At 57.5% G+C, this 24,256-nt stretch carries 22 protein-coding genes; 17 read left to right on the forward strand and 5 right to left on the reverse strand.

The window, feature by feature from the left end:
* The first annotated feature begins 228 nt into the window (after nt 1-228).
* The 13 genes from GU3_RS06065 to GU3_RS06110 all read left to right on the forward strand — a co-directional run bounded on the left by GU3_RS06065 (nt 229) and on the right by GU3_RS06110 (nt 15,197).
* Nucleotides 229-1,956, forward strand: coding sequence for an ABC transporter ATP-binding protein (locus tag GU3_RS06065; protein WP_014291646.1), 1,728 nt, complete (start codon nt 229-231; stop codon nt 1,954-1,956).
* A gap of 33 nt (nt 1,957-1,989) precedes the next feature.
* Complete coding sequence (locus tag GU3_RS06070) at nt 1,990-3,546, forward strand: ABC transporter substrate-binding protein (protein WP_014291647.1); 1,557 nt, start codon at nt 1,990-1,992, stop codon at nt 3,544-3,546.
* A gap of 113 nt (nt 3,547-3,659) precedes the next feature.
* Complete coding sequence (locus tag GU3_RS06075; protein ID WP_014291648.1) at nt 3,660-4,634, forward strand: ABC transporter permease; 975 nt, start codon at nt 3,660-3,662, stop codon at nt 4,632-4,634.
* Nucleotides 4,635-4,638: 4 nt separating this feature from the next.
* Entirely contained in the window at nt 4,639-5,574 is a 936-nt protein-coding gene (locus tag GU3_RS06080; RefSeq protein WP_014291649.1) for an ABC transporter permease, read from the forward strand.
* Nucleotides 5,575-5,722: 148 nt separating this feature from the next.
* Nucleotides 5,723-6,160 carry a phosphate-starvation-inducible PsiE family protein gene (locus GU3_RS06085; protein WP_014291650.1) on the forward strand — a complete coding sequence of 146 codons (438 nt, stop codon included), beginning with the start codon at nt 5,723-5,725 and terminating at the stop codon, nt 6,158-6,160.
* Between the two features lie 178 nt (nt 6,161-6,338).
* Nucleotides 6,339-7,679 carry a hypothetical protein gene (locus GU3_RS06090; RefSeq protein ID WP_014291651.1) on the forward strand — a complete coding sequence of 447 codons (1,341 nt, stop codon included), beginning with the start codon at nt 6,339-6,341 and terminating at the stop codon, nt 7,677-7,679.
* A gap of 402 nt (nt 7,680-8,081) precedes the next feature.
* On the forward strand, nt 8,082-10,175 hold the full coding sequence (fusA, locus tag GU3_RS06095) for an elongation factor G (protein WP_014291652.1): 2,094 nt from the start codon (nt 8,082-8,084) through the stop codon (nt 10,173-10,175).
* Nucleotides 10,176-10,930: 755 nt separating this feature from the next.
* On the forward strand, nt 10,931-11,470 hold the full coding sequence (locus GU3_RS17015) for a hypothetical protein (RefSeq protein ID WP_148265854.1): 540 nt from the start codon (nt 10,931-10,933) through the stop codon (nt 11,468-11,470).
* Between the two features lie 92 nt (nt 11,471-11,562).
* On the forward strand, nt 11,563-11,742 hold the full coding sequence (locus GU3_RS17020; RefSeq protein ID WP_148265855.1) for a hypothetical protein: 180 nt from the start codon (nt 11,563-11,565) through the stop codon (nt 11,740-11,742).
* 33 nt (nt 11,743-11,775) lie between these two features.
* Complete coding sequence (locus GU3_RS17025) at nt 11,776-12,060, forward strand: hypothetical protein (protein WP_148265856.1); 285 nt, start codon at nt 11,776-11,778, stop codon at nt 12,058-12,060.
* Nucleotides 12,061-12,206: 146 nt separating this feature from the next.
* On the forward strand, nt 12,207-13,595 hold the full coding sequence (locus tag GU3_RS06100; RefSeq protein ID WP_014291653.1) for an RNA-binding domain-containing protein: 1,389 nt from the start codon (nt 12,207-12,209) through the stop codon (nt 13,593-13,595).
* A gap of 84 nt (nt 13,596-13,679) precedes the next feature.
* Nucleotides 13,680-14,444, forward strand: coding sequence for a class I SAM-dependent methyltransferase (locus GU3_RS06105; protein WP_014291654.1), 765 nt, complete (start codon nt 13,680-13,682; stop codon nt 14,442-14,444).
* A 153-nt stretch (nt 14,445-14,597) separates the two neighbouring features.
* A complete protein-coding gene (locus GU3_RS06110) occupies nt 14,598-15,197 on the forward strand; it encodes a LysE/ArgO family amino acid transporter (RefSeq protein ID WP_014291655.1) in 600 nt (199 codons plus the stop codon).
* Between the two features lie 67 nt (nt 15,198-15,264).
* Here GU3_RS06110 and GU3_RS06115 read toward each other — a convergent pair whose 3' ends face one another.
* From GU3_RS06115 to xseB, 4 genes are read right to left on the reverse strand one after another with little or no spacing between them, the layout of a single operon-like run.
* On the reverse strand, nt 15,265-15,552 hold the full coding sequence (locus tag GU3_RS06115; RefSeq protein WP_014291656.1) for a cupin domain-containing protein: 288 nt from the start codon (nt 15,550-15,552) through the stop codon (nt 15,265-15,267).
* Nucleotides 15,553-15,597: 45 nt separating this feature from the next.
* Nucleotides 15,598-17,463, reverse strand: a complete 1,866-nt coding sequence (gene dxs, locus GU3_RS06120; RefSeq protein WP_014291657.1) for a 1-deoxy-D-xylulose-5-phosphate synthase — start codon at nt 17,461-17,463, stop codon at nt 15,598-15,600.
* Between the two features lie 24 nt (nt 17,464-17,487).
* Nucleotides 17,488-18,375 carry a (2E,6E)-farnesyl diphosphate synthase gene (gene ispA / locus GU3_RS06125; protein ID WP_014291658.1) on the reverse strand — a complete coding sequence of 296 codons (888 nt, stop codon included), beginning with the start codon at nt 18,373-18,375 and terminating at the stop codon, nt 17,488-17,490.
* Entirely contained in the window at nt 18,372-18,620 is a 249-nt protein-coding gene (gene xseB, locus GU3_RS06130; RefSeq protein WP_014291659.1) for an exodeoxyribonuclease VII small subunit, read from the reverse strand. The genes ispA and xseB overlap by 4 nt, the downstream gene beginning before the upstream one ends.
* A gap of 205 nt (nt 18,621-18,825) precedes the next feature.
* Between xseB and pomA the strand changes: the two genes are divergently transcribed.
* From pomA to GU3_RS06155, 4 genes are all read left to right on the forward strand, one after another.
* Nucleotides 18,826-19,581 carry a flagellar motor protein PomA gene (pomA, locus tag GU3_RS06135; RefSeq protein WP_014291660.1) on the forward strand — a complete coding sequence of 252 codons (756 nt, stop codon included), beginning with the start codon at nt 18,826-18,828 and terminating at the stop codon, nt 19,579-19,581.
* A 47-nt stretch (nt 19,582-19,628) separates the two neighbouring features.
* Nucleotides 19,629-20,483 (forward strand): flagellar motor protein MotB, encoded by an 855-nt coding sequence (locus tag GU3_RS06140; RefSeq protein ID WP_050899396.1) that lies wholly within the window; start codon nt 19,629-19,631, stop codon nt 20,481-20,483.
* Between the two features lie 85 nt (nt 20,484-20,568).
* On the forward strand, nt 20,569-22,017 hold the full coding sequence (gene thiI / locus GU3_RS06145) for a tRNA uracil 4-sulfurtransferase ThiI (RefSeq protein ID WP_014291662.1): 1,449 nt from the start codon (nt 20,569-20,571) through the stop codon (nt 22,015-22,017).
* Between the two features lie 76 nt (nt 22,018-22,093).
* Nucleotides 22,094-23,270, forward strand: a protein-coding gene (locus GU3_RS06155) for an IS3 family transposase (protein WP_148265857.1) whose coding sequence is annotated in 2 segments (ribosomal slippage) — nt 22,094-22,395 and nt 22,394-23,270 — 1,179 coding nt in all. Because the reading frame shifts where the segments join, the coding sequence is not laid out codon by codon here.
* Nucleotides 23,271-23,335: 65 nt separating this feature from the next.
* On the opposite strand, the gene GU3_RS06160 is transcribed toward GU3_RS06155, so the two are convergent.
* Nucleotides 23,336-24,226 carry a ketopantoate reductase family protein gene (locus GU3_RS06160; RefSeq protein WP_014291664.1) on the reverse strand — a complete coding sequence of 297 codons (891 nt, stop codon included), beginning with the start codon at nt 24,224-24,226 and terminating at the stop codon, nt 23,336-23,338.
* Between the last annotated feature and the right edge of the window lie 30 nt (nt 24,227-24,256).

Below are 24,256 nucleotides of genomic sequence, written 5' to 3' on the forward strand. Positions count from 1 at the left end.
GCTCTGCATTGTTTTTCAAAACCAAATAAATCCTCTGTAAATTTGATGTTGATCCGTCATATCAATCTTTATCTTTCCCCCGTAACCAGATTAGAATGCACCGAAATGTTATTTTTTTGTTGCATTTGGGCCGGGTGGCTTGTTGCCGATTGAAGCTATAGTAAAGGGCACTTCTGAATCTCGGCCGCCGGCAGGCAACAAGGGATGAACCCGCGTTTAAGGATGAGCATGTCGTTACTGGAAGTTAAAAATCTGCGGATTGAATATCCGTCCCGCCATGGCGTGATGGCCGCGGTGGAAGATCTCTCCTTCAGCATCGAAAAGGGCGAAATACTGGGCGTGGTCGGGGAGTCCGGCGCCGGCAAGTCTACCATCGGCAACGCCGTTATCGATCTGCTCAGCCCGCCCGGGCGCATTGCCCGCGGCGATGTCTGGCTGGATGGGGAGAAAATCTCCGGGCAGCCCTCCGCCGCCATGAGCGCGGTGCGGGGCAAGCGCATCGGCTTTATTTTTCAGGATCCCATGACCTCGCTGAACCCGCTGTTTACCGTGGAATTTCAGATGGTGGAAACCCTGCTGGCCAACACCGGGCTCGGCCGGGAGGCGGCCCGTAACAAGGCCATTGCCCTGCTCGACGCCGTGGGCATTGCCCAGCCGGAGCTGCGCATCAAACAATATCCACACCAGTTTTCCGGCGGCATGCGCCAGCGGGTGGTGATCGCCATTGCGCTGTCTTGCGATCCTGAGCTGATCATTGCCGACGAGCCCACCACGGCGCTGGATGTGTCGATTCAGGATCAGATCCTCACCCTCATTCGCAGCCTGTGCAAGGAGCGCAACGTCGGCTGCATGCTGGTGACCCACGACATGGGAGTGGTGTCGAACGTCACCGATCGGGTGGCGGTTATGTATCGGGGCCGGCTGATGGAAATCGGCCCCACCGAGCAAGTGCTGGGCCGCCCGGAGCATGCCTATACCAAAAGCCTGATCTCCGCCGTGCCCCGCTCCGACATCAAGCTGCGCCGCTTTCCGCTGGTGTCCTATATCGAGGATGCCAAAGAGAAGGTTAGCCTGGATCTGAAACATCACTGGCTGGGCCAGAGCCAGGATCAGCGGGCCTACGACGGCGCCCTGCTCAGGGTGGAGCACTGCAACCTGCGCTTTGTCACCAAGGACTCGATTTTTCCGTCCCGCCGGGAGTACCTGCAGGCCACCAATGATGTGAGCTTTGAGATTTTTGAAGGCGAAACCTTTGGCCTGGTGGGGGAGTCGGGCTCCGGCAAGTCCACCATTGCCCGGGCCATTACTGGCCTCTATCCGCCCGATACCGGCAAAATCTGGTTTGAGGGCATTGAGCTCACCGCCATCAGAACCGAGCAGGAGCGCCGCCCCCTGCGCCGGCAGATGCAGATGGTGTTTCAGAACCCCTATTCCTCCCTCAATCCGCGCATGCGGGTGGCAGACATTATCGCCGAGCCCATCCGTTTTCATGGCCTGGCCGCAAGCGAGGGGCAAATTCGCGGCATCGTGGCCGACTTGCTCGACTACGTGGGCCTGGGCCGGGCCGCCGGGGTGAAGTTTCCCCACGAGTTTTCCGGCGGTCAGCGCCAGCGCATTTCCATTGCCCGGGCCCTGGCCACCCGGCCGAGGCTGCTGATCTGCGATGAGCCCACCTCGGCGCTGGACGTGTCGGTGCAGGCACAGATCCTCAACCTGCTCAAGGATCTGCAGGACGAGCTGAAACTCACCATGCTGTTTATCAGCCACGATCTGCCGGTGATCCGGCAGATGTGCGATCGCATCGGGGTAATGAAAAAAGGCACCCTGGTGGAGGTGGCGCCCACCGAGCAACTCTTTACCAACGCCGCGGATCCCTACAGCCGTTCGCTGATTTCCCTGATGCCCGAGTTCAGGGGCATGTCCCGGGAAGGGCTGGATATTTCGGAACAGGCCTGACGGCCTACTTTAACCCTGTAAATGGAGTGCGACATGAAAAAAGGACTCAACAGAATAGCCGCTGCGCTGGTGGCCGCCGGTTTTGCCTTCAGTGTGCAGGCCGCCGACATCACCATTGCCTATGATGCCGATCCGGTGTCGATGGATCCTCACGAGCAGTTGTCGGGCGCCACCCTGGAAATGTCCCACCTGGTATTCGATCCCCTGGTGCGCTGGACCAGGGACTTTAAATTTGAGCCTCGGCTGGCCGAAAAATGGGAGCGGGTGGATGACAACACCATGCGCTTTCATCTGCGCCAGGGGGTGAAGTTTCACAGCGGCAACGACTTTACCGCCGACGACGTGGTGTGGACCTTTAACCGGCTGAAAACCTCCCCCGACTTCAAGGCCATTTTCGAGCCCTTTGCCGAGGCCAGAAAGGTGGACGATCACACCGTGGATCTGGTGACCAAGGGGCCCTTTCCGCTGGTGCTGAATACCGTCACCTACCTGTTTCCGATGGACAGCCAGTTCTACAGCGGCACCACCGCCGACGGCAAGGACAAGGGCGAAGTGGTCAAGCACGGCAGCTCTTTTGCCTCCACCAACCCTTCGGGCACCGGGCCATTCAAGCTCAAGTTCCGCCAGCAGGGCGTGAAGGTGGAATATGAGCGCAACGCCGATTACTGGGACAAAACGTCACCCGGCAACGTGGACAACATGACCCTGGTGCCGATTAAGGAAGACGCGACGCGGGTAGCGGCGCTGCTGGCCGGTGACGTGGACTTTATCAAGCCGGTGTCGCCCAACGATCACAAGCGGGTGGAGTCGGCCAGCGGCGTGAAACTGATCACCGAGCCGGGCACTCGCATTATTACCTTCCAGCTCAATCAGGACCGTTTTGAGCCATTCCGTGATGTGCGCGTCCGCCAGGCGGTGAACTATGCCATCAACCAGGAAGGCATCGTCCAGCGCATCATGCGCGGCTTCGCCACCACCGCCGGCCAGCAGGCGCCCGCCGGCTATGTGGGGCACAACCCGGAGCTGGTGCCGTTGTTTGATCTGGACAAGGCCAAGGCGCTGATGGCCGAGGCCGGCTATCAGGACGGCTTCAAGGTCAGCATGATCGCCCCCAACAACCGCTATGTGAACGACTACCGTATTGCCGAGGCGGTCAAGGCCATGCTGGCGCGCATCAATATCGACGTGGATCTCAAGACCATGCCGGTGGCCCAGTACTGGCCGGAGTTCGACAAGTGCGCCGCCGACATGCTGATGATCGGCTGGCACTCCGACACCGAAGACACCGCCAATTTCTCGGAATTCCTGACCATGACCCGCAACGAGGAAACCGGCCGGGGCCAGTATAACTGCGGCCATTATTCCAACCCCGAGCTGGACAAGCTGATCGAAGACGCCAACGTGGAAACCGATGGCGCCAAGCGTGAAGCCATGCTGCAGCAGGCGGAAAAAATCCTCTACGACGACGCCGCCTTTGTGCCCCTGCACTGGCAGAACCTGGCCTGGGGCGCCCGCGACAACGTGCAGGCCGAAGCCATCGTCAACGCCATGGACTTCCCCTATCTGGGTGACCTGGTCGTCGAAGAATAAGACCGGGAGCAGGGAATAAAACCGGGATCAGAGACTTGGGACTTGGGACTGGGGACTAGCCCTCGTTCCAGTCCCTGATCCCCAGTCCCCAATCCCGCAATTGGAATTCAAAGATGTTTACTTTTCTGCTTAAACGGGTGTTTCAGGCCCTGGTGGTAATGTTTGTTATCAGCCTGGTGGCCTTCTCCATTCAGGACAACCTGGGTGACCCGCTGCGCGAGCTGGTGGGGCAGTCGGTGTCGGAAGAAGTGCGCCAGCAGATGCGCGACCAGCTGGGCCTGAACGATCCCTTTCTGGTGAAATACGGCCGTTTTGTGGGCAATGCGCTGCAGGGCGACTTTGGCACCTCCTATTTCTTCAAGCAGCCCACCCTGGAGGTGATTTTTGAAAAGCTGCCGGCCACCCTGGAGCTGGTATTTTGCGCCAGCCTGATCATTGTGGGCCTGAGCATTCCCCTGGGGGTGTATTCGGCCATCAAGCCCCGGGCCGTGCTGTCCAAGGTGATCATGGGCGTCAGCATAGTGGGCATTTCGGTGCCGGTGTTCCTCACCGCCATTTTGCTGATGTACGTGTTTTCCATCGAGCTCGGCTGGCTGCCCGCCTATGGCCGGGGCGAGCTCACCAGCCCGCTCGGCTGGGAGTCGGGGCTGTTCAACTGGCAGGGCTTTCGCAACCTGATTTTGCCGAGTATTGCGCTGTCGTCCATCATGCTGCCGCTGTTCATTCGCCTGGTGCGCTCGGAAATGCTGGAGCAGCTCAGTGCCGAATACGTCAAGTTTGCCTGGGCCAAGGGCCTGGGCAAATACCGCATCTGGTTTGTGCATGCGCTGAAAAACACCCTGCTGCCGTTGATCACCGTGGGCGGCGTGCAGATAGGCACCATGGTGGCCTACACCATTCTCACCGAAACCGTGTTTCAGTGGCCGGGCATCGGCCTGCTGTTCCTGGAGGCGATCACCCGGGTGGACACGCCGCTCATTACCACTTACGTGATTTTCGTGGGCTTTATCTTCGTGGTGACCAACACCATTGTCGACCTGATCTACGGCCTGGTGAATCCCACCGTCAACCTGGCTGCAAAGGGATAAACACATGAGTAGCGAACTTTCTCAGGGGCGTTGGGCCCGTTTTCGCCAGTCGGACTTTCTCTACCACTTTCTGCGCGACAAGGTCGCCATGGTCAGCTTTGCGGTGTTTGTGGCGCTGGCGGCGGCGGCCTTTCTGTCGCCGCTGATTGCGCCCCACAACCCTTACGATTTGGCAACCATCGACATTCTCGACTCCGAGCTGCCGCCGAGCTGGCTGGAGATGGGGGACGAGCGCTTCTGGCTTGGCACCGACGTGCAGGGCCGGGACATTTTCAGCACCATTCTGTATGGCTCCCGCGTGTCGCTGATCATCGGCCTGGGAGCGGTGGCGCTGCAGCTGGTTATCGGCATAGTGGTGGGGCTGAGTGCCGGCTATTTCGGCGGGCGCATCGACAACCTGCTGATGCGCATTGCCGACGTGCAGTTGTCATTCTCCACCATGATGGTGGCGATCATTGTGTCGGCGGTGTTTCAGGCCACCCTGGGCGCCGATTTTTACGCCCAGTATGCAGTGCTGATGCTGGTGGTGATCATCGGCCTGGCCGAATGGCCGCAATACGCCCGCACCATTCGCGCCACCGTGCTGGCGGAAAAGAAAAAGGAATACGTGGAAGCGGCGCGGGTGATGGGCTTCAGATCCCTGCGCATCATGTTCCGCCATATTCTCCCCAATTGCCTGTCGCCGATACTGGTGATCTCCACGGTGCAGGTGGCCAACGCCATCATGAGCGAGGCGGCGCTGTCCTTTCTCGGGCTCGGCATGCCGGTGGACAAGCCTTCGCTGGGGTCGCTGATCAGTATGGGCTTCAGCTACATCTTCTCCGGCTCCTGGTGGATCACCGCCTTTCCCGGCATTTACCTGGTGGTGCTGGTGCTGGTGATCAATCTGCTCGGCGACTGGCTGCGGGATGTGTTCAACCCCAAGATCTACAAGGGCTAAAAACCTTAATATTCGTTATCCCGAAAGGCCCACAAAAACCGTCTCCCCGCAAACTTTCAGCATATGTCACCCCCGCGAAGGCGGGGGGCCATGTGCAGCCCGGCGCTGAACTACACTTGCCGTAGTTCAGCGCAATTCGGAGCCGTGCATGAAACACGACGAAATTCCCGCCGATCATTCCGACCCTCTGCTTCGGTTTCTGCACAAGGCCATTCGTGTTGCCATCAAGTTTCTGGCCGTGCTGATGGTGCTGGTCATCTTCTGGAGCATTCTCGATGTGGTGTACGTGCTTTATGAGCGGTTGCAGACTCCGCCTTTTCTGCTGCTGAACCTGGAAGATATTTTGCAGACCTTTGGTGCCTTTATGGCGGTGCTGATTGCGGTGGAAATCTTTATCAATATTCGGCTGTATCTGGGCACCAGCGTGATCCCGGTGCAACTGGTGCTGGCCACGGCGCTGATGGCGGTGGCCCGAAAGGTGATAGTGCTGGATCTCAAGCTGGTCAGTGCGGAGCAAATCATCGGTCTGGCGCTGGTCACCATCGCCCTTGGGGTGTCGTACTGGCTGGTGAAAACCCGAGGGTAGGGGGCTCATCTGTCACCCCCGCGCAGGCGGGGGGCCATGGGCCTTTGCAGACACCGTGCTGTCGTCAGTATTCTGCATCATGTTCTGGATTCCCGCCTTCGTGGAAGTGATGGCCTTGTTTACGCGGCGCCACCGGTTATGATCTTCGCCTCTATTCAACATGACTGCGGAGCCCGCCTTGCTCGCCACCCTGTGTTCGCTGTTTCCCCTTGTTTTGCGCCGGCAACTGGCCGGCGGCCTGATCCTCGCGGCCATGGGGATGATGGCCGCTGGCCTGCTGGGAGCGCCGCTGGCAACCCACTGGGTGGGGCTGGCGTACTGGTGCGCGGCGGCCTTGCTGTGGCCGGGGCTGGCCAAACGCAACCGCACTCAGGCGCTGGTGTTGCTGCTGGTGGGCGCTGGCTGCCTGGCCTGGAGCGCAGGGCAGGGCACCGAGATTGACCCGCAGCGGCTGGTGGCCGGCAATAGTGGGCTATTGTCCATGCTGGTGGCGGTGAGCTTTTTAAGCCTGGTCAGCCGGCCGCACACCGAGGACGACGAGCGCGCCCCCAGGGGCCGGCGGGCGCTGGCCTCCACCCTGGCGGCGGTGCATCTGTTTGGCTCGGTGATCAATCTGTCGTCGGTGTTTATTATCGGCGACCGCCTGGCCCGGCGCGGCAAGGTCACCCGGGAGCAGGCCCTGGTGCTGATCCGGGGCTTTACCGCCGCCGCCTTCTGGTCGCCGTTTTTTGCCGCCATGGCGGTATCCCTGAGCGTGGCGCCCGAGGCCCGGCTGGTCACCCTCTGGCTGGTGAGCATGCCGCTGGCGCTCTGTGGCCTGCTGCTGACCTGGTGGCAGCTGAGCCGCCAGCAACCCGGTGAGGGCAAGGCCCCGGTAAACGACTTTACCGGTTATCCGCTGCATGCCGGCGGCCTGTTGTTGCCGGGCCTGCTGGCGGCGGCGGTGCTGGCGCTGCACCAGTGGCAGCCCGGGCTGTCCATTCTGGCGGTGATCACCCTGCTGGCGCCGGCGCTGACCCTGCTGATGCTGGTGTTGAAGCGCCAACCGTTGCTGGGGTCGGTGGGCGGGCTGAGCCGTGACCGGCTGCCGCAAATGGGCAACGAGCTGGCGCTGTTCCTGGCCGCCGGGGTGCTGGGCTACGGGCTTGAAACCCTGTTTGCCAGCCTGGGTGGCAGCCTGCCGCTGGCACAGTTTGGCGCCCTGGAAGCCAGCGTCACCTACCTGGCCACGGTGGCACTGTCGCTGCTCGGCATTCACCCCATTATCTGCATCTCGCTGGCGGGGGCGCTGTTAATGCCGCTGGCGCCCAATCACACCCTGCTGGCGCTGGTGTTTCTGTCGTCCTGGGCGGTGGGCACGCCCACCGGGCCGCTCTCCGGCATTAACCTGGCGTTTCAGGGCCGTTACGGGCTGGACTCGTTTCGCATCATGCGCTGGAACCTGGGCTACGCGGCGGCGATGTCGGCGCTGGTGGTGGTGGCCATTTTTGTGCTGGCGGCCCTGCTGGGGCTGGAATAACGCCGTTACCGGTGCCACAATCTGGCGTCGAAAGACAGGGTTTCATTGAGCCCACAGGAGACAAGCGTGAAATATATCTGGCTCAAGGTGTTGCTGACCGTGTTAATCTTTGCCGGCCTGTTCGGCTGGGTATACTACAAGGTGGCCAACGGCGGCATTTGAGTATAACGGCCTGGCCGCAAGCCGTAGTCAAAGGCGCGAGTCCGGCAAGGCCGGGCGTTGCAAATAGGGGGCTGTGGCGTGGAACTGGGATTGCACAAAAATTACACGCAAACCCGGCCGGGCCATTTGCGCGCGGCAGGGTTCTACTGCATAATGTGCGCCTCAAAATCTGAGGTGCGGTGTGCTGGTACTCTTCGCATGCTCCGTCTACTTCTTTAATCAACCATATAAAGTTGCATCATGTCTGATTTATCACATTACAGAAACATCGGTATTTTTGCTCACGTTGACGCGGGCAAGACCACCACTACCGAACGTATCCTCAAGCTGACCGGTAAAATCCACAAGGCGGGCGAGACCCACGACGGTGAGTCCACCACCGACTTCATGGAGCAGGAAGCCGAGCGTGGTATTACCATCCAGTCCGCGGCCGTAAGCTGCTTCTGGAAAGGTCACCGTTTCAACGTTATCGACACTCCCGGACACGTTGACTTCACCGTTGAAGTGTACCGCTCCCTGAAAGTACTGGACGGCGGTATCGGCGTATTCTGTGGTTCCGGCGGCGTTGAGCCCCAGTCCGAAACCAACTGGCGCTATGCCAACGAATCCGGTGTTGCCCGTATCATCTTCGTGAACAAGCTGGACCGTCTGGGCGCCGACTTCCTGCGCGTGGTTCAGCAAACCCGCGACGTGCTGGCCGCCAACCCGGTAGTGATGGTACTGCCCATCGGCCGTGAAGACGAGTTCAAGGGTGTGGTTGACCTGCTGACCCGCAAGGCCTACATCTGGGACGAGTCCGGTGACCCCGAGAACTACACCATCGAAGACGTACCGGCCGACATGGTTGATCAGGTTGAAGAATACCGCGAAATGCTGGTAGAAAGCGCCGTTGAACAAGACGACGACCTGATGGAAGCCTACATGGAAGGTGAAGAGCCCTCCATTGAAGACATCAAGCGCTGCATCCGCAAGGGTACCCGCACCATGGCTCTGTTCCCGGCCTACTGTGGTTCCGCGTTCAAGAACAAGGGCATGCAGCTGGTGCTGGACGCCGTGAACGAATACCTGCCGAGCCCGACCGAAGTTGATCCGCAGCCGCTGACCGACGAAGAAGGCAACGAGACCGGCGAGTTCGCCATCGTTGACGCCGATGCCCCGCTGAAGGCGCTGGCGTTCAAGATCATGGACGACCGTTTCGGCGCCCTGACCTTCGTACGTATCTACTCCGGCCGCATCAAGAAGGGTGACACCATCCTGAACAGCGCCACCGGCAAGACCGAGCGCGTGGGCCGCATGGTAGAAATGCACGCCGACCAGCGCAGCGAACTGGAATCTGCCCAGGCAGGTGACATCATCGCCATCATCGGCATGAAGAACGTGCAGACCGGTCACACCCTGTGTGACGTGAAGCACCCCTGCACCCTGGAAGCCATGGTGTTCCCCGAGCCGGTAATCTCCATCGCCGTTGCTCCGAAGGACAAGAACGGTTCCGAGAAGATGGGCGTGGCCATCGGTAAAATGGTTGCCGAAGATCCGTCTTTCCGCGTTGAAACCGACGAAGACTCCGGTGAAACCATTCTGAAAGGCATGGGCGAACTGCACCTGGACATCAAGGTAGACATCCTGAAGCGTACCTACGGCGTTGAGCTGATCGTTGGTGAGCCGCAGGTAGCCTACCGCGAAACCATCACCGCTCAGGTGGAAGACAGCTACACCCACAAGAAGCAGTCTGGTGGTTCCGGTCAGTACGGTAAGATCGACTACATCATCCGTCCGGGCGAAGCCAACACCGGTCTGGTGTTCAAGTCTTCCGTAGTGGGTGGTAACGTACCGAAGGAATTCTGGCCTGCCATCGAAAAGGGTGTTGCCAGCATGATGGGCACTGGTCCTATCGCCGGCTTCCCGGTGCTGGACATCGAGTTCGAACTGACCGACGGTGCCTACCACGCTGTTGACTCCTCGGCCATCGCGTTCGAAATCGCTGCCAAGGGCGCCTTCCGTCAGTCTCTGCCGAAGGCCCAGCCCCAACTGCTCGAGCCGATCATGAAGGTGGACGTGTTCACTCCGGAAGATCACGTGGGTGACGTAATCGGTGACCTGAACCGTCGTCGCGGCATGATCAAGGATCAAGTTGCTGGCATGACCGGTGTGCGTGTTAAGGCTGATGTACCCCTGTCCGAAATGTTCGGTTACATCGGTTCTCTGCGTACCATGACTTCTGGCCGTGGTCAGTTCTCCATGGAATTCTCTCACTACGCTGCTTGCCCGGCCAACGTGTCCGAGAAAGTGGTAGCCCAGGTGAAAGAGCGCAAGGCTGCCGAAGCCAAGAAGTAATTCCGGTTAACCCCGCTTACTTTGATAAAAACCGCTGCTTCGGCAGCGGTTTTTTTATGGGCGGAACAATCCGCGAACGCAACGCGAAGCAACAGCGCGGTTGCGCTCCGCTGACACGCTTCAAGCCCATCCTTGGGACGCTCGTCACATGCCCTCCCTGGCATGTGACGGTCAGCTGCGGCAATCCCCGCTGCTGCTTCGTGGGGCTACGAGCCGCCTGTTTACCGCTACTCCCGCACTTTCATGCGTCGCTCCTGCGAAGGAACGTTATTCCCAGCGAAGGCGGGCAGCCCAGGCCCCGCCATTATTCAATACTCGCCACCAGAACGACAAAAACCACAGATACAATTGAAACTTACTGCTACTGCAGCCAGAATGGATGCTTTAAATTGGCCGGCAGCAGGAAAGGCGACCTGTAACGCTCGGGCGGTAGCGTGCTCAACGACAAACACTGCTGTGTTATACAGTGTATTGCCGGATTTTCCGGCCTGATGCGCATTATCTCCAGGCTGTGCGCGTATACAGCAAACTGGGCTAAAAAAACGCTGTGATCTGAACCAGTTACGGCTAGCAGTTGTGGATAACGCGCAAGCGGCCGTTGATAGTGCGCATGCGTGTTTTTGCTCACCAGTATATATCGCAGGTGAGTGATACTTTTATTATTATCAATGGTTTATAAGTGAAAAGTGAGCGAGTGTGCTGGGAGAAATATAAGCATGCTTACTATTATAATGTTATAACTACAAGGACGGAATATGCAACAAAAGTACGACAAGAGACTAATCGCTGCAGACATGTTAGAAGAAGCAATCAATAAATTTAAGACGGCAAAAAGTGACTTGGATTACATCCAGTCAATACTGTTAGCTGGGGCATCTATAGGTATTACCAACCCATTACTTTCTGAAAGCCAGAAGCAAACTGCCCATGAAAAATCAGCTATAAATGTTATACGAATACGCGAATATGGCTTGGGTCGTGAACTCAGTCCGCAAGAGCGAAAAGATGTATTTAGCGGAGCAATGAGGTTCAATAAGCAAGCTTACAATTCGTTGAAACATGCAGGTAAAGGGAAACAACTTGCTGCATCAGATGACTTGGAGATTGAAACTGATTTTGCGGTAGAAGCTGAGGAGTTACTTTGGGCTGCTATTGAGGATTTTAAAGGTCTACCTATTTCACCTGAATTTCTAATTGATAATGGTAAAAATGACCTTAGATTGCTTATTGGGCGAAGTGACCCACTTGGCACAATACCAAAGATGTACTGTAAACCAAGAAGTAACACGCAATAGCAGTTATAACAAAGCGCTGCACTCGGACAATTTTACGCTGCGCTTCAAATTGCCGGTGAGCGCGGCGTTATGAGTCAATGAGAGAGGGATGCATGATTGAAGTTTTAACAACAGCAATAGTTTCAAATGTTCTTGTTCTAGGTATTCTTGGTTATTTATCTAGAAGCTTAGTTACTCACCTTCTCACAAAAGATATTAAGAACCATCAAAATCAGCTTGAAATTGAAAAGGTAAGATTTCAGGCATCATTTGGCTGGGTGTATGAAAAGTAAGCTACTGCAATCACAGAATTATATGAATTACTTTTGGAATTGGAGGGGTTTGTAAATAGTGGTATTAACCGAAGCAATTGGAATGATTATCAGGATCTCTTAGGGGCACTTCGTTCTAAGTATCATAAAACTCGAATATTTATTCCAGAAGAACTTGATGAGAATATTTTATCCGCAATTAAAATCGGCCGTAAAATCATGAGTCAGTCGTTATCTGATCCACTTTGCGAGGATTTAGCTAGTGAGCTTCGTACTTCTAAAAAGCTGGCTCTGTTTGAAATGAGAAAGTTATTGGCTGTTGTTGGGAAAAACTCATAACAAACGCTTTAACCAAGGACGTAAAACAGCAGGCTTGCGCTCCTTCGTCGCTAATTTTAGCCTGCAGTTTTGCGCCGGTTAAGCGAGCGTTAACCCACTGGGTAGCACGCAGTTCGATTTATCGAAAATCAGATATAGGGAATGTCATGGAAGTAAGAAAGATTGACCAAGACGAGATTCAAGCAATTCTTGATCTTAACGAGGACCACTTCAATGATGTGAAAAGCAAAAGAATTGCGCCTGCAAAGTTACAAGAAACATTCGTTGCTTTCGCTAATGCGGATGGTGGCGATATTTTCATAGGGGTTGAGGATAAAGCTGAGGCTGGAGAGAGAGTTGTTGGTTTTTCAGAGCAAGAAGAGGCAAATGGTGTTATATCTACTCTTCTTGAAGAAACTAACCCCGCAGTTGAGAATTTGGTCGTCGAATTCCTTGAAGTTGAAGAAAAAGGGCTGATTCTCCATATAGGGATACCCAAAAGTCCTAAAGTTCATTACACAGCTTCGGGGGATTGTTATATCAGGGTTAATGCTTCTAAAAGAAAAATCAAGGGTGAAAGGGTAACTCAGCTTGCCTATTCCAAAGGAGCTGAGCCTTATGAGCGGAAGCCGCTGGCCGACGTCGAAATTGAGGATATAACAGAAAGCGATCACCTTCTAAATTATATGCGCCGTGTTAAGTCCCATTTGCAGCCAGAAGCCTTTCTACGAAAGCAGCGGCTTCTTACAAAGAAGGACGCAGATAGAGTTCCCAATGTGGGATGTGTTCTTCTTTTTGATGAAGAACCCCAAGCAACTTTAGAAACACGTTGCGCAGTCAAGGTGTATAGACTGCGAACAACTGAAAAAGAATATAAGCGAGAGCAGCTCGCCGAGATGCCGATTACGATTAATGGTCCTGTTGAGGCGGTAATAGATCAGGTTATTTCCCAAGTTTCTAATTATATTGACGGTGCATCGTTCGAGGGCAATGGAAAGCTAGTACGGCTCTCTTACCCTTCAGAAGCTCTCAAAGAGATTTTAGTAAATGCCGTAATTCATAGAGACTACAGTCTGAACGATGATATTCATGTCAGGATATTCGACAATCGGGTCGAAATTCAAAGTCCTGGAAAGCTCCCGGGTTATATGAACTTGGATAACCTTTATGATGAGCGCTTTTCCAGAAATCCAAACTTAGTAAGAATGCTTCACAACTTACCCAATCCGGTAAATCATGACATCGGGGAAGGGTTGGATACTGCAAAGAATGAGCTAAAGAGAGCTGGGCTTGTTGACCCAGAGTTTGATGAAAAAGATAACGCTTTTATAGTTACGATACGTCATCAAAAACTTGCTTCAATTGAAGATGTGGTAATGCAGTACTTTGAAGATAACCCCGGCACATCAATAGGGAACAAATTGGTTCGCCAGCTTAGCGGCGAAGATGACATGCAAAAAGTTAAATTGGCCCTTCAAAAGCTAAGAGCGAATGGAGTGATTAAGCTTGAAGATGAGAGTGCTTCACCATTCAATTATAGGTACATCAAGGCATAGGGTTAACAAGTCAAAGCACTCGGACGCAGCAAAGCTGCGCCGGTGTTTGAGGCGTTATGGCTACACAGAGTGAAGGAAGCAATAGTGGACGAACTGGAATTACTTGTGGATCTGCATAAGGGCGCCAACCGCCAAGGGCCCGGTGGCGATGCGGAAACGGAAAAGGCGATTGAACTTGCCGGCATCGACCGAGATTCGCCATTAAAAGTTGCCGATATTGGCTGTGGCACCGGGGCATCTACGCTGACGTTGGCGCGCTTGTTGAATGCACAGATTACGGCTGTCGACTTCCTTCAGAATTTTATAGATATCCTGCTCGTCAGAGCGAAAAATGACGGGGTTGAGGACAAAATCACTCTTCTTTGTGCCTCCATGGAACAGCTCCCGTTTAACAACGAGGAGTTTGATGTTATCTGGTCTGAAGGTGCCATTTACAACATGGGCTTTAAAAAGGGTATTACAGACTGGAATCGCTACTTGAAGCCTGGCGGGTTGCTGGTTGTCTCGGAGATTACTTGGCTGACAAGTTCTCGCCCTACGGAGCTGCAAGATCATTGGAATCATGAATATCCCGAAATAGATACGGCATCCGCAAAAATCAAGGTGCTGGAGGATGGTGGTTATTCCCCCATCGGATACTTTGTGCTGCCAGAGTATTGCTGGCTCGATAATTATTATGAGCCCATGCGCAAGCGCTTTGATGCCTTTCTGCGCCGGAATGGAAATAGTGAAGAGGCTCGGGCCATCGTTGAGGCAGAGCGTCATGAAATCGAGCTTTATAAAAAATACAAAGCGTATTTCAGTTACGGTGTTTATATCGCAAGGAAATCCGAACTCTACAAGCCATAGCGAGGGGCTGCGCTCGAATCATGTGGTTCTCCATGTGAGTGAGCACCTCGGTCTGGCCGAGCACAGGGCATAGCATTCCGGCAGCGGATCCTTGTATGATCGCGGGCGACCTTGCTGCTTCAATCAAATAACCAGGAGATAATCCTCACTCCCATGTCTACTTTTCTTTCCGGCTTTGCCCTCAGCTTTTCCCTGATCCTGGCCATTGGCTCGCAGAATGCCTTTGTGCTCAAGCAGGGCATTAAACGTCACCATGTGTTTGTGGTGTGCGCGGTGTGTGCCCTGTCCGATGCGCTGCTGATTTCCCTGGGTGTGGCGGGCTTTGGCGCCATCGTAAAGCAGTTTCCGGCCATTGAAACGGTGGCCCGTTATGGCGGTGCGGCCTTTCTGGCGGTGTATGCCTTGTTGAGTTTCAAATCGGCTTTCAGTACCACCCATGCCATGACGGCGGCGGGGGATGCGCAGCAGTCGGTGCTGAAAACCGTGGCCATTTGTCTGGCCTTTACCTGGCTTAACCCCCATGTGTATCTGGATACGGTGGTGCTGCTGGGCTCCATTTCCACTCAATATCCGGCCCAGGGGCTGTTTGCCCTGGGGGCCATGTCGGCCTCACTGGTGTTTTTCTTCAGCCTGGGTTACGGCGCCCGTATGCTGGCCCCGGTGTTTAGCCGGCCTCAGGCCTGGAAGGTACTGGAGTTTGTGGTGGGGGTGATGATGACGACCATCGCCATCACGCTGGTGACGGGGGCCTAGGATTTAGCGGGACGAAGAGATCGCGGGCAGGCCATTGGCCGGCCCGCGATCAACCTCAATGAAGGGCTTATTTCATCTCCACTTCAATCAGCACAATGTCTTCATCGCTGTTGTTCAGCACATTGTGCTCCACCCCCACCGGGCGGTAATAGCACTCGCCGGCCCGCATCTCAACGGGCCTGGGGCCGTCACCGGTGTCGATGTGCAGTACACAGTTCTGCATCGGCACAATCACGTAATCACGCTCATGGCGGTGCCACTGACTTTCACCACCGGCCGGGAACAGCAGGTGATTCACACAGGTGCGCTCGTTATCGATCTGCTGGGTAATCTGTAACACCGGACGTTCAGACATCGGATTTTCCTTGTGATTTGCTCGGGGCCTGCGTTCCAAAGCGACTCAGCGGGCCTGGTAGTCCTGCACCGCCTGGGTGATGCCGGCGGCATCCAGGCCCAGTTTGGCCCAAATCTGTTGCTGGCTGCCCTGCTCAATAAAGTAATCGGGCAAGCCCAGGTTCAGCACCGGCACCGGCTTTTTATGGCGCATCAGGCACTCGTTTACCGCCGAGCCGGCGCCGCCCATAATGGCGTTTTCTTCCACCGTCACCAGCAGCTCGTGCTCGGCCGCCAGCGCCAGCACCAGGGCTTCGTCCAGGGGTTTGACAAAGCGCATGTCCACCAGGGTGGCATTCAAGGTCTCGGCGGCGGCTTCGGCCTCGGGCAGCAGGGTGCCGAAGTTCAGCAGGGCCATCTTGCTGCCCTGGCGCAGGCGCCGGCCCTTGCCGATGTCCAGTGCGGTCATGGTGGCGTCGATCTCCGCCCCCCGACCGCTGCCGCGAGGGTAGCGCACGGCGGCGGGGCCCTGGTGCAGGTAGCCGGTGTAGAGCATCTGCCGGCATTCGTTTTCGTCCGCCGGGGTCATGATCACCATGTTGGGCACGGTGCGCATAAAGCTCAAGTCAAAGGCGCCCTGGTGAGTGGGGCCGTCGGCGCCCACAATGCCGGCGCGGTCGATGGCAAACAGCACGTCCAGGTTTTGCAGCGCCACGTCGTGGATCAGCTGATCGTAGGCCCGCTGCAAAAAGGTGGAGTAAATGGCAACGATCGGCTTTTTGCCTTCAATGGCCAGGCCCGCCGCCAGGGTCACGGCGTGCTGCTCGGCAATGGCCACGTCGAAGTAGCGCTTGGGAAACTCCCGGGAGAAACGCACCAGGCCCGAGCCTTCGCGCATGGCCGGGGTAATGGCCATGAGTTTGTCGCAGTCTTTGGCCATGTCGCACAGCCAGTTGCCGAAAATGGCGGAAAAGCTGGGGCTGGCGGGGGCGCTTTTGGGCAGGCTGTTGGTGGCCGGATCGAATTTGGGCACGCCGTGGTAGCCAATAGGGTCTTGCTCGGCGGGCAGGTAGCCCTTGCCCTTGCGGGTCATCACGTGCAGGAACTGGGGCCCCTTGAGCTTGCGCATGTTGCGCAGGGTGTCCACCAGGGTATTGATGTCGTGGCCGTCGATGGGGCCCACGTAGTTAAAGCCGAATTCCTCGAACAGGGTGCCGGGCACCACCATGCCCTTCAGGTGCTCTTCGGTGCGCCGGGCCAGCTCCTTCAGCGGCGGCAATATTTCCAGCGCCTTTTTGCCGCCCTCGCGCAAGGTGCTGTACAGCGAGCCGGACATGATGCGGGCCAGGTGGTTGTTGAGCGCGCCCACGTTCTCGGAAATGGACATTTCGTTGTCGTTCAGCACCACCAGCATGTCTTTGTGCAGATCGCCGGCGTGGTTCAGGGCCTCAAAGGCCATGCCGGCGGTCAGGGCGCCGTCGCCGATCACCGCCACCACCTTGCGTTGCTGTTTTTCCTCGTCGGCGGCAATGGCCATGCCCAGCGCCGCGCCTATGCTGGTGCTGGAGTGGCCCACCGACAGGGTGTCGTATTCGCTTTCTTCCCGCCAGGGAAAGGGATGCAGGCCTTCATACTGGCGAATGCTGCCCATGCGCTCGCGCCGGCCGGTGAGGATCTTGTGGGGGTAGGCCTGATGGCCCACGTCCCACACCAGGCGGTCGAAGGGGGTCTTGTACACATAGTGCAGCGCCACCGTCAGCTCCACTACGCCCAGGCCCGAGGCCAGGTGGCCGCTGCTGCGGCTGACCGAGTGCAGCAAATAGGATCTCAGCTCGTCACACAGGGCCGGCAAACGTTCCTGGGGCAGGCTGCGCAGCTCTTCCGGCAGGTTGGCCAGGGCCAGGGTGGGGTAATCGGCAATATTCAGACTCATAGGCTTGTCGTTATTGTTGTCGCTTCAGTATTCGCGCTGCACGATGTAGTGGGCGAAGGCTTCCAGTGTGTCGGTAGGGTAGGGCAGGCCAGCTAGGGCGGCCAGGGCATCCCGGTGCAGTTGCCGGGCCAGCTCCCGGGCGCCGTCCAGCCCCAGCAGTGCCGGGTAGGTGCTCTTTTGCTGGGCCAGATCCTTGCCCTGGGTCTTGCCCAGGGTGGCGGTGCTGGCGGTAATGTCGAGAATATCGTCCTGCACCTGAAACGCCAGGCCAATGGCCTCAGCATAGCGGCTGAGGGCCGCCAGCTCGGCTTCCTGCATGGTGGGGGAGCACAGCGCGCCCAGGCGCACGGCGGCGCGGATCAGCGCCCCGGTCTTGTGGCGGTGAATGGTTTCCAGGGTGGCGCGCTCCACCGGCCGGCCTTCATGATAAATGTCCAGGGCCTGGCCGCCGCACATGCCGCCATAGCCGCTGGCGGTGGCCAGCTCCCGCACCAGCTGCAGCCGGCGTTCGGCGGGCAAGGAGCCTTCGGCCTGGCTTAGCAGCTCAAAGGCCAGGGTCTGCAAGGCATCGCCGGCGAGAATGGCGGTGGCCTCGTCAAAGGCCTTGTGCACCGTGGGTTTGCCCCGGCGCAGGTCGTCGTCGTCCATGGCCGGCAAGTCGTCGTGGATCAGCGAATAGGCATGAATGCACTCAATGGCGGCGGCGGCGGCATCGGCGGCCTGGCCGTCGGCGTCCGGGGTCAGCCCGGCGGTGGCATACACCAGCATGGGGCGCACCCGCTTGCCGCCCTGCAACAGGCCATATTCCATGGCGTCGCGCAGGCCGGGGGCCAGGCTGTCGAGCCGGTCCAGGGTCCGGCGCAGGGTGGCGTCAATGCGCTCGCCGTATTGCTGTTGCCACTGGCCGATCACGCTTCGTCCTCCGCCGGCTTGAAGTCGGCCAGGGTATCGCCGTCCTGCATCAAAATTTTTACCTGCTGCTCGGCCTGGCCCAGTCGCTGCTGGCCGGCACGCACCAGCTGCACGCCCCGTTCAAACGACTTCAGTGCCTGCTCCAGGCTCAGCTCGCCCTGCTCCAGCTGGCCCACCAGGCTTTCCAGCTCGGCGAGTGCGCTTTCAAAGTCCATGTTTTCCGGTTTTCTGGCAGCCACGGGCATCCTCTGTTCAATCGCATGCAAAATTGGGCCAATAGTAACACCGCTGCCCGGAATTTGGCGAAGGATTAGCGACTTTCCGCCGCCGGTGTTGCGGGCCATTAAGCATTTTCGTCCGGTGCCGATAACTTCACCGGCGACAAAACTCCCCGCAACGGGGTAAGATTGAGTCGTTTTTGGCCGCATTAACTAGAAGAGGACTCCCGTTTTGGATCTGGCAACACTGATCGGACTGATTGGCGGAATGGCCTTCGTCGCCATGGCAATGGTGCTGGGGGGCAGCATTACCATGTATGTGGATGTGCCGTCCATTTTCATTGTGTTGGTCGGCTCATTGTTTGTGGTCATGATGAAGTTCAACCTGGGCCAGTTTCTGGGCGCCGCCAAGGTGGCGGGCAAGGCCTTTATGTTCAAGCTGGAAAAGCCCGAGGATCTGATCGAGCGGGTGGTGCAGCTGGCCGATGCGGCGCGCAAGGGCGGTTTTCTGGCGCTGGAGGAGGCGGAGATCACCAACCCCTTTCTGCAAAAGGCGGTCAACATGCTGGTGGACGGCCACGATCAGGGGGTGGTGAAGGCGGCGCTGGAAAAGGACATCGATCTCAACGCCGAACGCCAGGAGCAGGGGGCCAGGATCTTTCGGGCCCTGGGGGATGTGGCCCCGGCCATGGGCATGATAGGCACCCTGATCGGCCTAGTGGCCATGCTGGCCAACATGGACGATCCCAAGGCCATCGGCCCGGCCATGGCCATTGCCCTGCTCACCACCCTGTACGGCGCCATGCTGGCCAACATGGTGGCGCTGCCCATTGCCGACAAGCTGGAGCTGCGCTCGGGGGAAGAACGCCTTAACCGCACGCTGATCATGGATGCGGTGCTCGGCATTCAGGACGGCCAGAACCCCAGGGTGCTGCAAGATCTGCTGGAAAATTACCTGGCCGATAACAAGCGCTCCAAGGAGGACTAGTGGCCAGAAAGAAGAGCAAGCCGCAGCCGGCGGGCGCGCCCGCCTGGATGGCTACCTTTGCGGATCTGGCCACCATTCTGATGAGCTTTTTCGTGCTGTTGCTGGCCTTTGCCGAGATGGACGTGCTCAAGTTCAAGCAAATTGCTGGCAGCATGAAGTTTGCCTTTGGGGTGCAGAACCAGATTGAGGTGACCGAAATTCCCAAGGGCACTTCGGTCATTGCTCTGGAGTTTCGCCCCGGCCGGCCCGAGCCCACGCCCATCAATACCATCATGCAGCACACCACCGACTCCACCCTCACCGAGCTCGACTTTCAGCCCGGCGACTCGGACCGGGCCTCGGGTCAGAGCCGGGAAGACGGCAACATGAGCGGCAGTCAGCAGCCGGAAATGCCGCAAACCAGTGCCCAGGCCATCAGCCTGGCTCAGGCCATGGCCGAGCAGCTCAGCAGTCCCATCGAGCAGGATGCCATTGAAATTGAAGCCCTGGGCCAGCAGGTGGTGATCCGCATCAAGGAAAACGCCTCCTTTCCGGCGGGCTCGGCGTTTTTGCAGCCCCAGTTCTGGCCGGTGGTCCGCCAGATTGGCGCCCTGGTGAAGGACGTGCCCGGCGAGATCCTGGTGTCGGGCCATTCAGATGATATTCAGAGCGGCTACGAGCTGTTCAGCTCCAACTGGGAGTTGTCCACTCAGCGGGCGCTGGCGGTGGCGGATCAGCTTAGAAGCGTGGAGGGTTTTGACGACAGCCGCATGGTGGTGATGGGCCTGGCCGACACCAAACCGCTGGTGGACAACGACACCCCGGAAAACCGTCGCCGCAACCGCCGGGTGGAAATCACCCTTTCCCAGGGCAAGCCGGTGTATACCGAGCCACTGGAAGTGGTGCCGCCAAACACGCCCTGATCTGCTTTTCTTTTAACCGCAAGCCCGGCACGTGTATAATGCCGGGCTTTCTTTTTTATGTGTTGTCCCCGAGCGTACCGAAATTATGAAATTCATCATCAAGCTTCACCCCGAAATCACCATCAAGAGCAAGTCGGTGCGCCAGCGCATGAGCAAAATCCTCTCCGGCAACATTCGCAATACCCTCAAGCCCCTGGACGAGACCATCAAGGTGCGGGTCGACTGGGACAAGCTGGTGGTGCGCAGCAACCAGACCGGCGACGACCACCGCCGCCTGCTGATTGAGGCGCTTGGCTGCATTCCCGGCATTCAGTCGTTCCTGGAGGTGGTGGAGTTCAAGGTATCGTCCCTGGATGACATTCTGGAGCACACTCAGGCCATGTTCGGCGATGCGCTTGCGGGCAAAACCTTCTGCGTGCGCGCCAAGCGCCGGGGCAAGCAGGAATTCAGCTCGCTGGATGTGGAGCGTTACGTGGGCGGGGGCCTGAACCAGCGCTGCGAGACCGGCGGCGTGAAACTCAAACAGCCCGATATGCAGATCAACCTGGAGCTGGACGACGACCGGCTGTACCTGGTCAGCAAGCAGCATGCCGGCATGAGTGGCTTTCCCATTGCCACCCAGGAGAGCGTGCTCAGCCTGATGTCCGGCGGCTACGACTCCGGCGTGTCTTCCTTTCAGTTCATCAAGCGCGGCAGCCGGGTGCATTACTGTTTCTTCAACCTGGGCGGACGCGAGCACGAGGCCGGCGTGCGCGAGGTGGTGCACTTTTTATGGAAGAAGTACGGTGCGTCACACCGGGTCAAGTTTATCTCCGTGCCCTTTGAGGGCGTGGTCACCGAGATCCTGGAGAAAATCGACAAGGGCCACATGGGCGTGGTGCTCAAGCGCATGATGATGCGCGCCGGCGCCGCCGTGGCCGAGCGTCTGGGCGTGAATGCCCTGGTGACCGGCGAGTCCATGGGCCAGGTGTCGAGTCAGACCGTGACCAACCTCAACGTCATCGACCGGGTCACCGACACCCTGATCCTGCGGCCCTTGATCGCCACCGACAAACAGGACATCATCGATCAGGCGCGGGCCATCGGTACCGCGCCCTTTGCGGAAAAAATGCCGGAGTATTGCGGCGTGATTTCCCAGAAACCCACCATCAAGGCGGTGCTGAGCAAGGTAGAGGAAGAAGAGGCCAACTTCGATTTTGGCGTGCTCGACACCGCGGTGCAGGCGTCTTTCGTGGAGGACGTGCGGGATCTAGGCAAGGTATGGGAGGTGCCGGAAGTGGAATTCAGCGAGCAGGCCAGTGAAGCAGAGGTGATCCTCGATATTCGTGCGCCCGAGGAAGAAGAGCTGTCGCCGCTGGAAGTGGCCGGCCACCAGGTGGTGCACCTGCCGTTTTTCCGTCTGGCCCACCAGTTTGGCGAGCTGGATCAGGACAAGACCTACCTGCTGTATTGTGCCCGCGGCGTAATGAGCCGGCTGCAGGCCATTCACCTGAAAGAGCAGGGCTTTGACAACGTCAAGGTGTACAAGCCCTGATCCAGTGAGGGGTGAGGGGACGTTTTACTGGACTGGCCCGAAAAAAGTAGACACCTTCATTTAATGAGAAGGTGTTATGAAGTACAAACCCCACCGTCACTTTAGCGATGCATTCAAACGTGAGGCCGTCGAGGCCTCGCTATCCACCACAGAGACACAAGCTCAGCTTGCTGGCAGACTCGGGATCCATCCTAACCAATTGAGTCGCTGGCGCAGAGAGTGGATCATGACCAAGAAATCATCTGACAAAGCAGTTGAAAACATCGGACCAGAAAAAAGTTTGCAGGATCTGGAGCGTGAAAATGCTCGACTGAAGAAGCTGCTTGAACGAAAAGAGCTGGAGAACGAAATCCTAAAAAAGGCGCAAGAGTACTTCGCCAAGCACAGCAGTAAGGTTTGCCTTTATCGAGGCTCACCGAAGTCAACGCTGGCGGGTCTCGATAATGTGTGAAGTACTCAATGTGTCACGAGCGGGATATTATCGTTGGCGAGCACGTCAGCATGCTCCGGGAGAACGTGTCATCAAGCGACAAACTCTGAAAACCTTCCTGCTCGAGCGAGCCAGGCAACAGAAGAATGTGCCGGGTTATCGCAAGCTGTGGCTGGAAGCACGGGATGCCGGGTTCTGCTGCGGCAAGAACCAGGTTCAGCGCTTGCTGAGAGACGCTGGTTACCATTCATGCACGGCTCTTAAAGCAGGGTATCAAAAGCCGACATCATTCTTGCCTGTGCTACCGAACTTGCTGAATCGCCGCTTCTCGGTTGGTGCGGCAAATCGAGTCTGGGTATCAGATATTACTCAAATCCGGTGCCACGAAGGCTGGCTCTACATCGCAGTAGTCCTGGACCTGGGTACACGTCGCGTGGTGAGCCGAGCCATGGGTGCCATCAATAGCGCCCAGCTGGTGCTGGAGGCCCTTGAGCAGGCATGGCAACATCAGCGGCCAGATGGGACACAGTTGTTGTTCCACTCTGACCAGGGGAGTCAGTATCGCAGCGAAGAGGTGATGAGATGGCTCACTACACGGGGAATCACCATCAGCATGTCTCGGCGAGGTAACTGCTGGGATAACGCCTGTTCGGAAAGCTTCTTCGCGCTGCTCAAGAAGGAATGGACACATCCATTAGGAATGCTCGGAAGAGACGAAATGGCAGATGAAGTCCGGTATTATACGGACGAGTATTACCCGAAAGTGCGGCGCCACATGGCGCTGGGAGGAATAACTCCCAATGCCTACGCAGCTGCCGCTTAACTTAAGTGTCTACTTTATCGGGGCCACTCCATACGTTAGACGTCCCACGTTTCACATCAAACGTTTCACCCGCCCAGCCTTTTTACTTCGTGATACAACTGCCGGCACACCGGTACCGGCAGCTTGCCGGCGTGGCTGAGCACGTAGCCGGTGATGTGATCTATCTCGGTAGGCCGGCGGTGGGCCAGATCCTGGTGCATGGAGGAATAGTTGGTGGCGGTCAGTTCAATCACCGCGTTCAGCCGGCGGCGAAACTGCGCCAGGGTCTCGGTTTCTCCCAGTTGCGCCAGCACGGCGTGAACTTCCTCACTGAGCTGCTCCAGCACATCGGCAAAACGGGGCTCGTGCAACTGGCCGTTGCGAATGTGGTGGCAGGCGGTCAGCGGGTTGATCACGGCGTTGATGGCCAGCTTGCGATGCTGCAATGACAGTATGTCTTCACTCCACGCGGCATGGCCCAGGGCCCTGGCCAGGGGCGCTTGCAGGTGGGCAAAGGCCTTGCCGCCTTCGTTCACCGGGCCCAGCCAGGTTTCCCCCTTGCCGGTGTGCCGCACCTGCCAGGGGCCTTCCTTCAGGGCACCGTGGCTGGTCACGCCGGCCAGCAGCGGGTTGTGGGGAAAGGCCCGGGCTACCTCATCGGCCACGCCCATGCCGTTGTGTAGCAATATGATGGGGGTATCGGCGGGCAGGCCGCGCAGGCTCTGCAGGGCGGGCAATACCTGGTAGGCCTTGGTCATCACCAGCAGACACTCCACCCCGGCGGCCTGCTCGGCAAAGCGCGGATGAGTACTGACCAGCCGGTGGCGCTCGTTAAGGGCAATAAACTCAAATGCCGGATGAAAATGCCCCCGGTGGCGCTCGCTCAGCAGCAGTGACACCGGCTGCTGCTGTGCCTTCAGCAGGGCGGCAAAGGTGCAGCCCAGGGCGCCGGCCCCCAGTATGGTCCACTCACGCATCACACTCTCCCTGAACTCTGATATTCTTCT

The organism is Oceanimonas sp. GK1, from assembly GCF_000243075.1.
In the GTDB taxonomy this organism is placed as follows: Bacteria; Pseudomonadota; Gammaproteobacteria; order Enterobacterales; family Aeromonadaceae; genus Oceanimonas.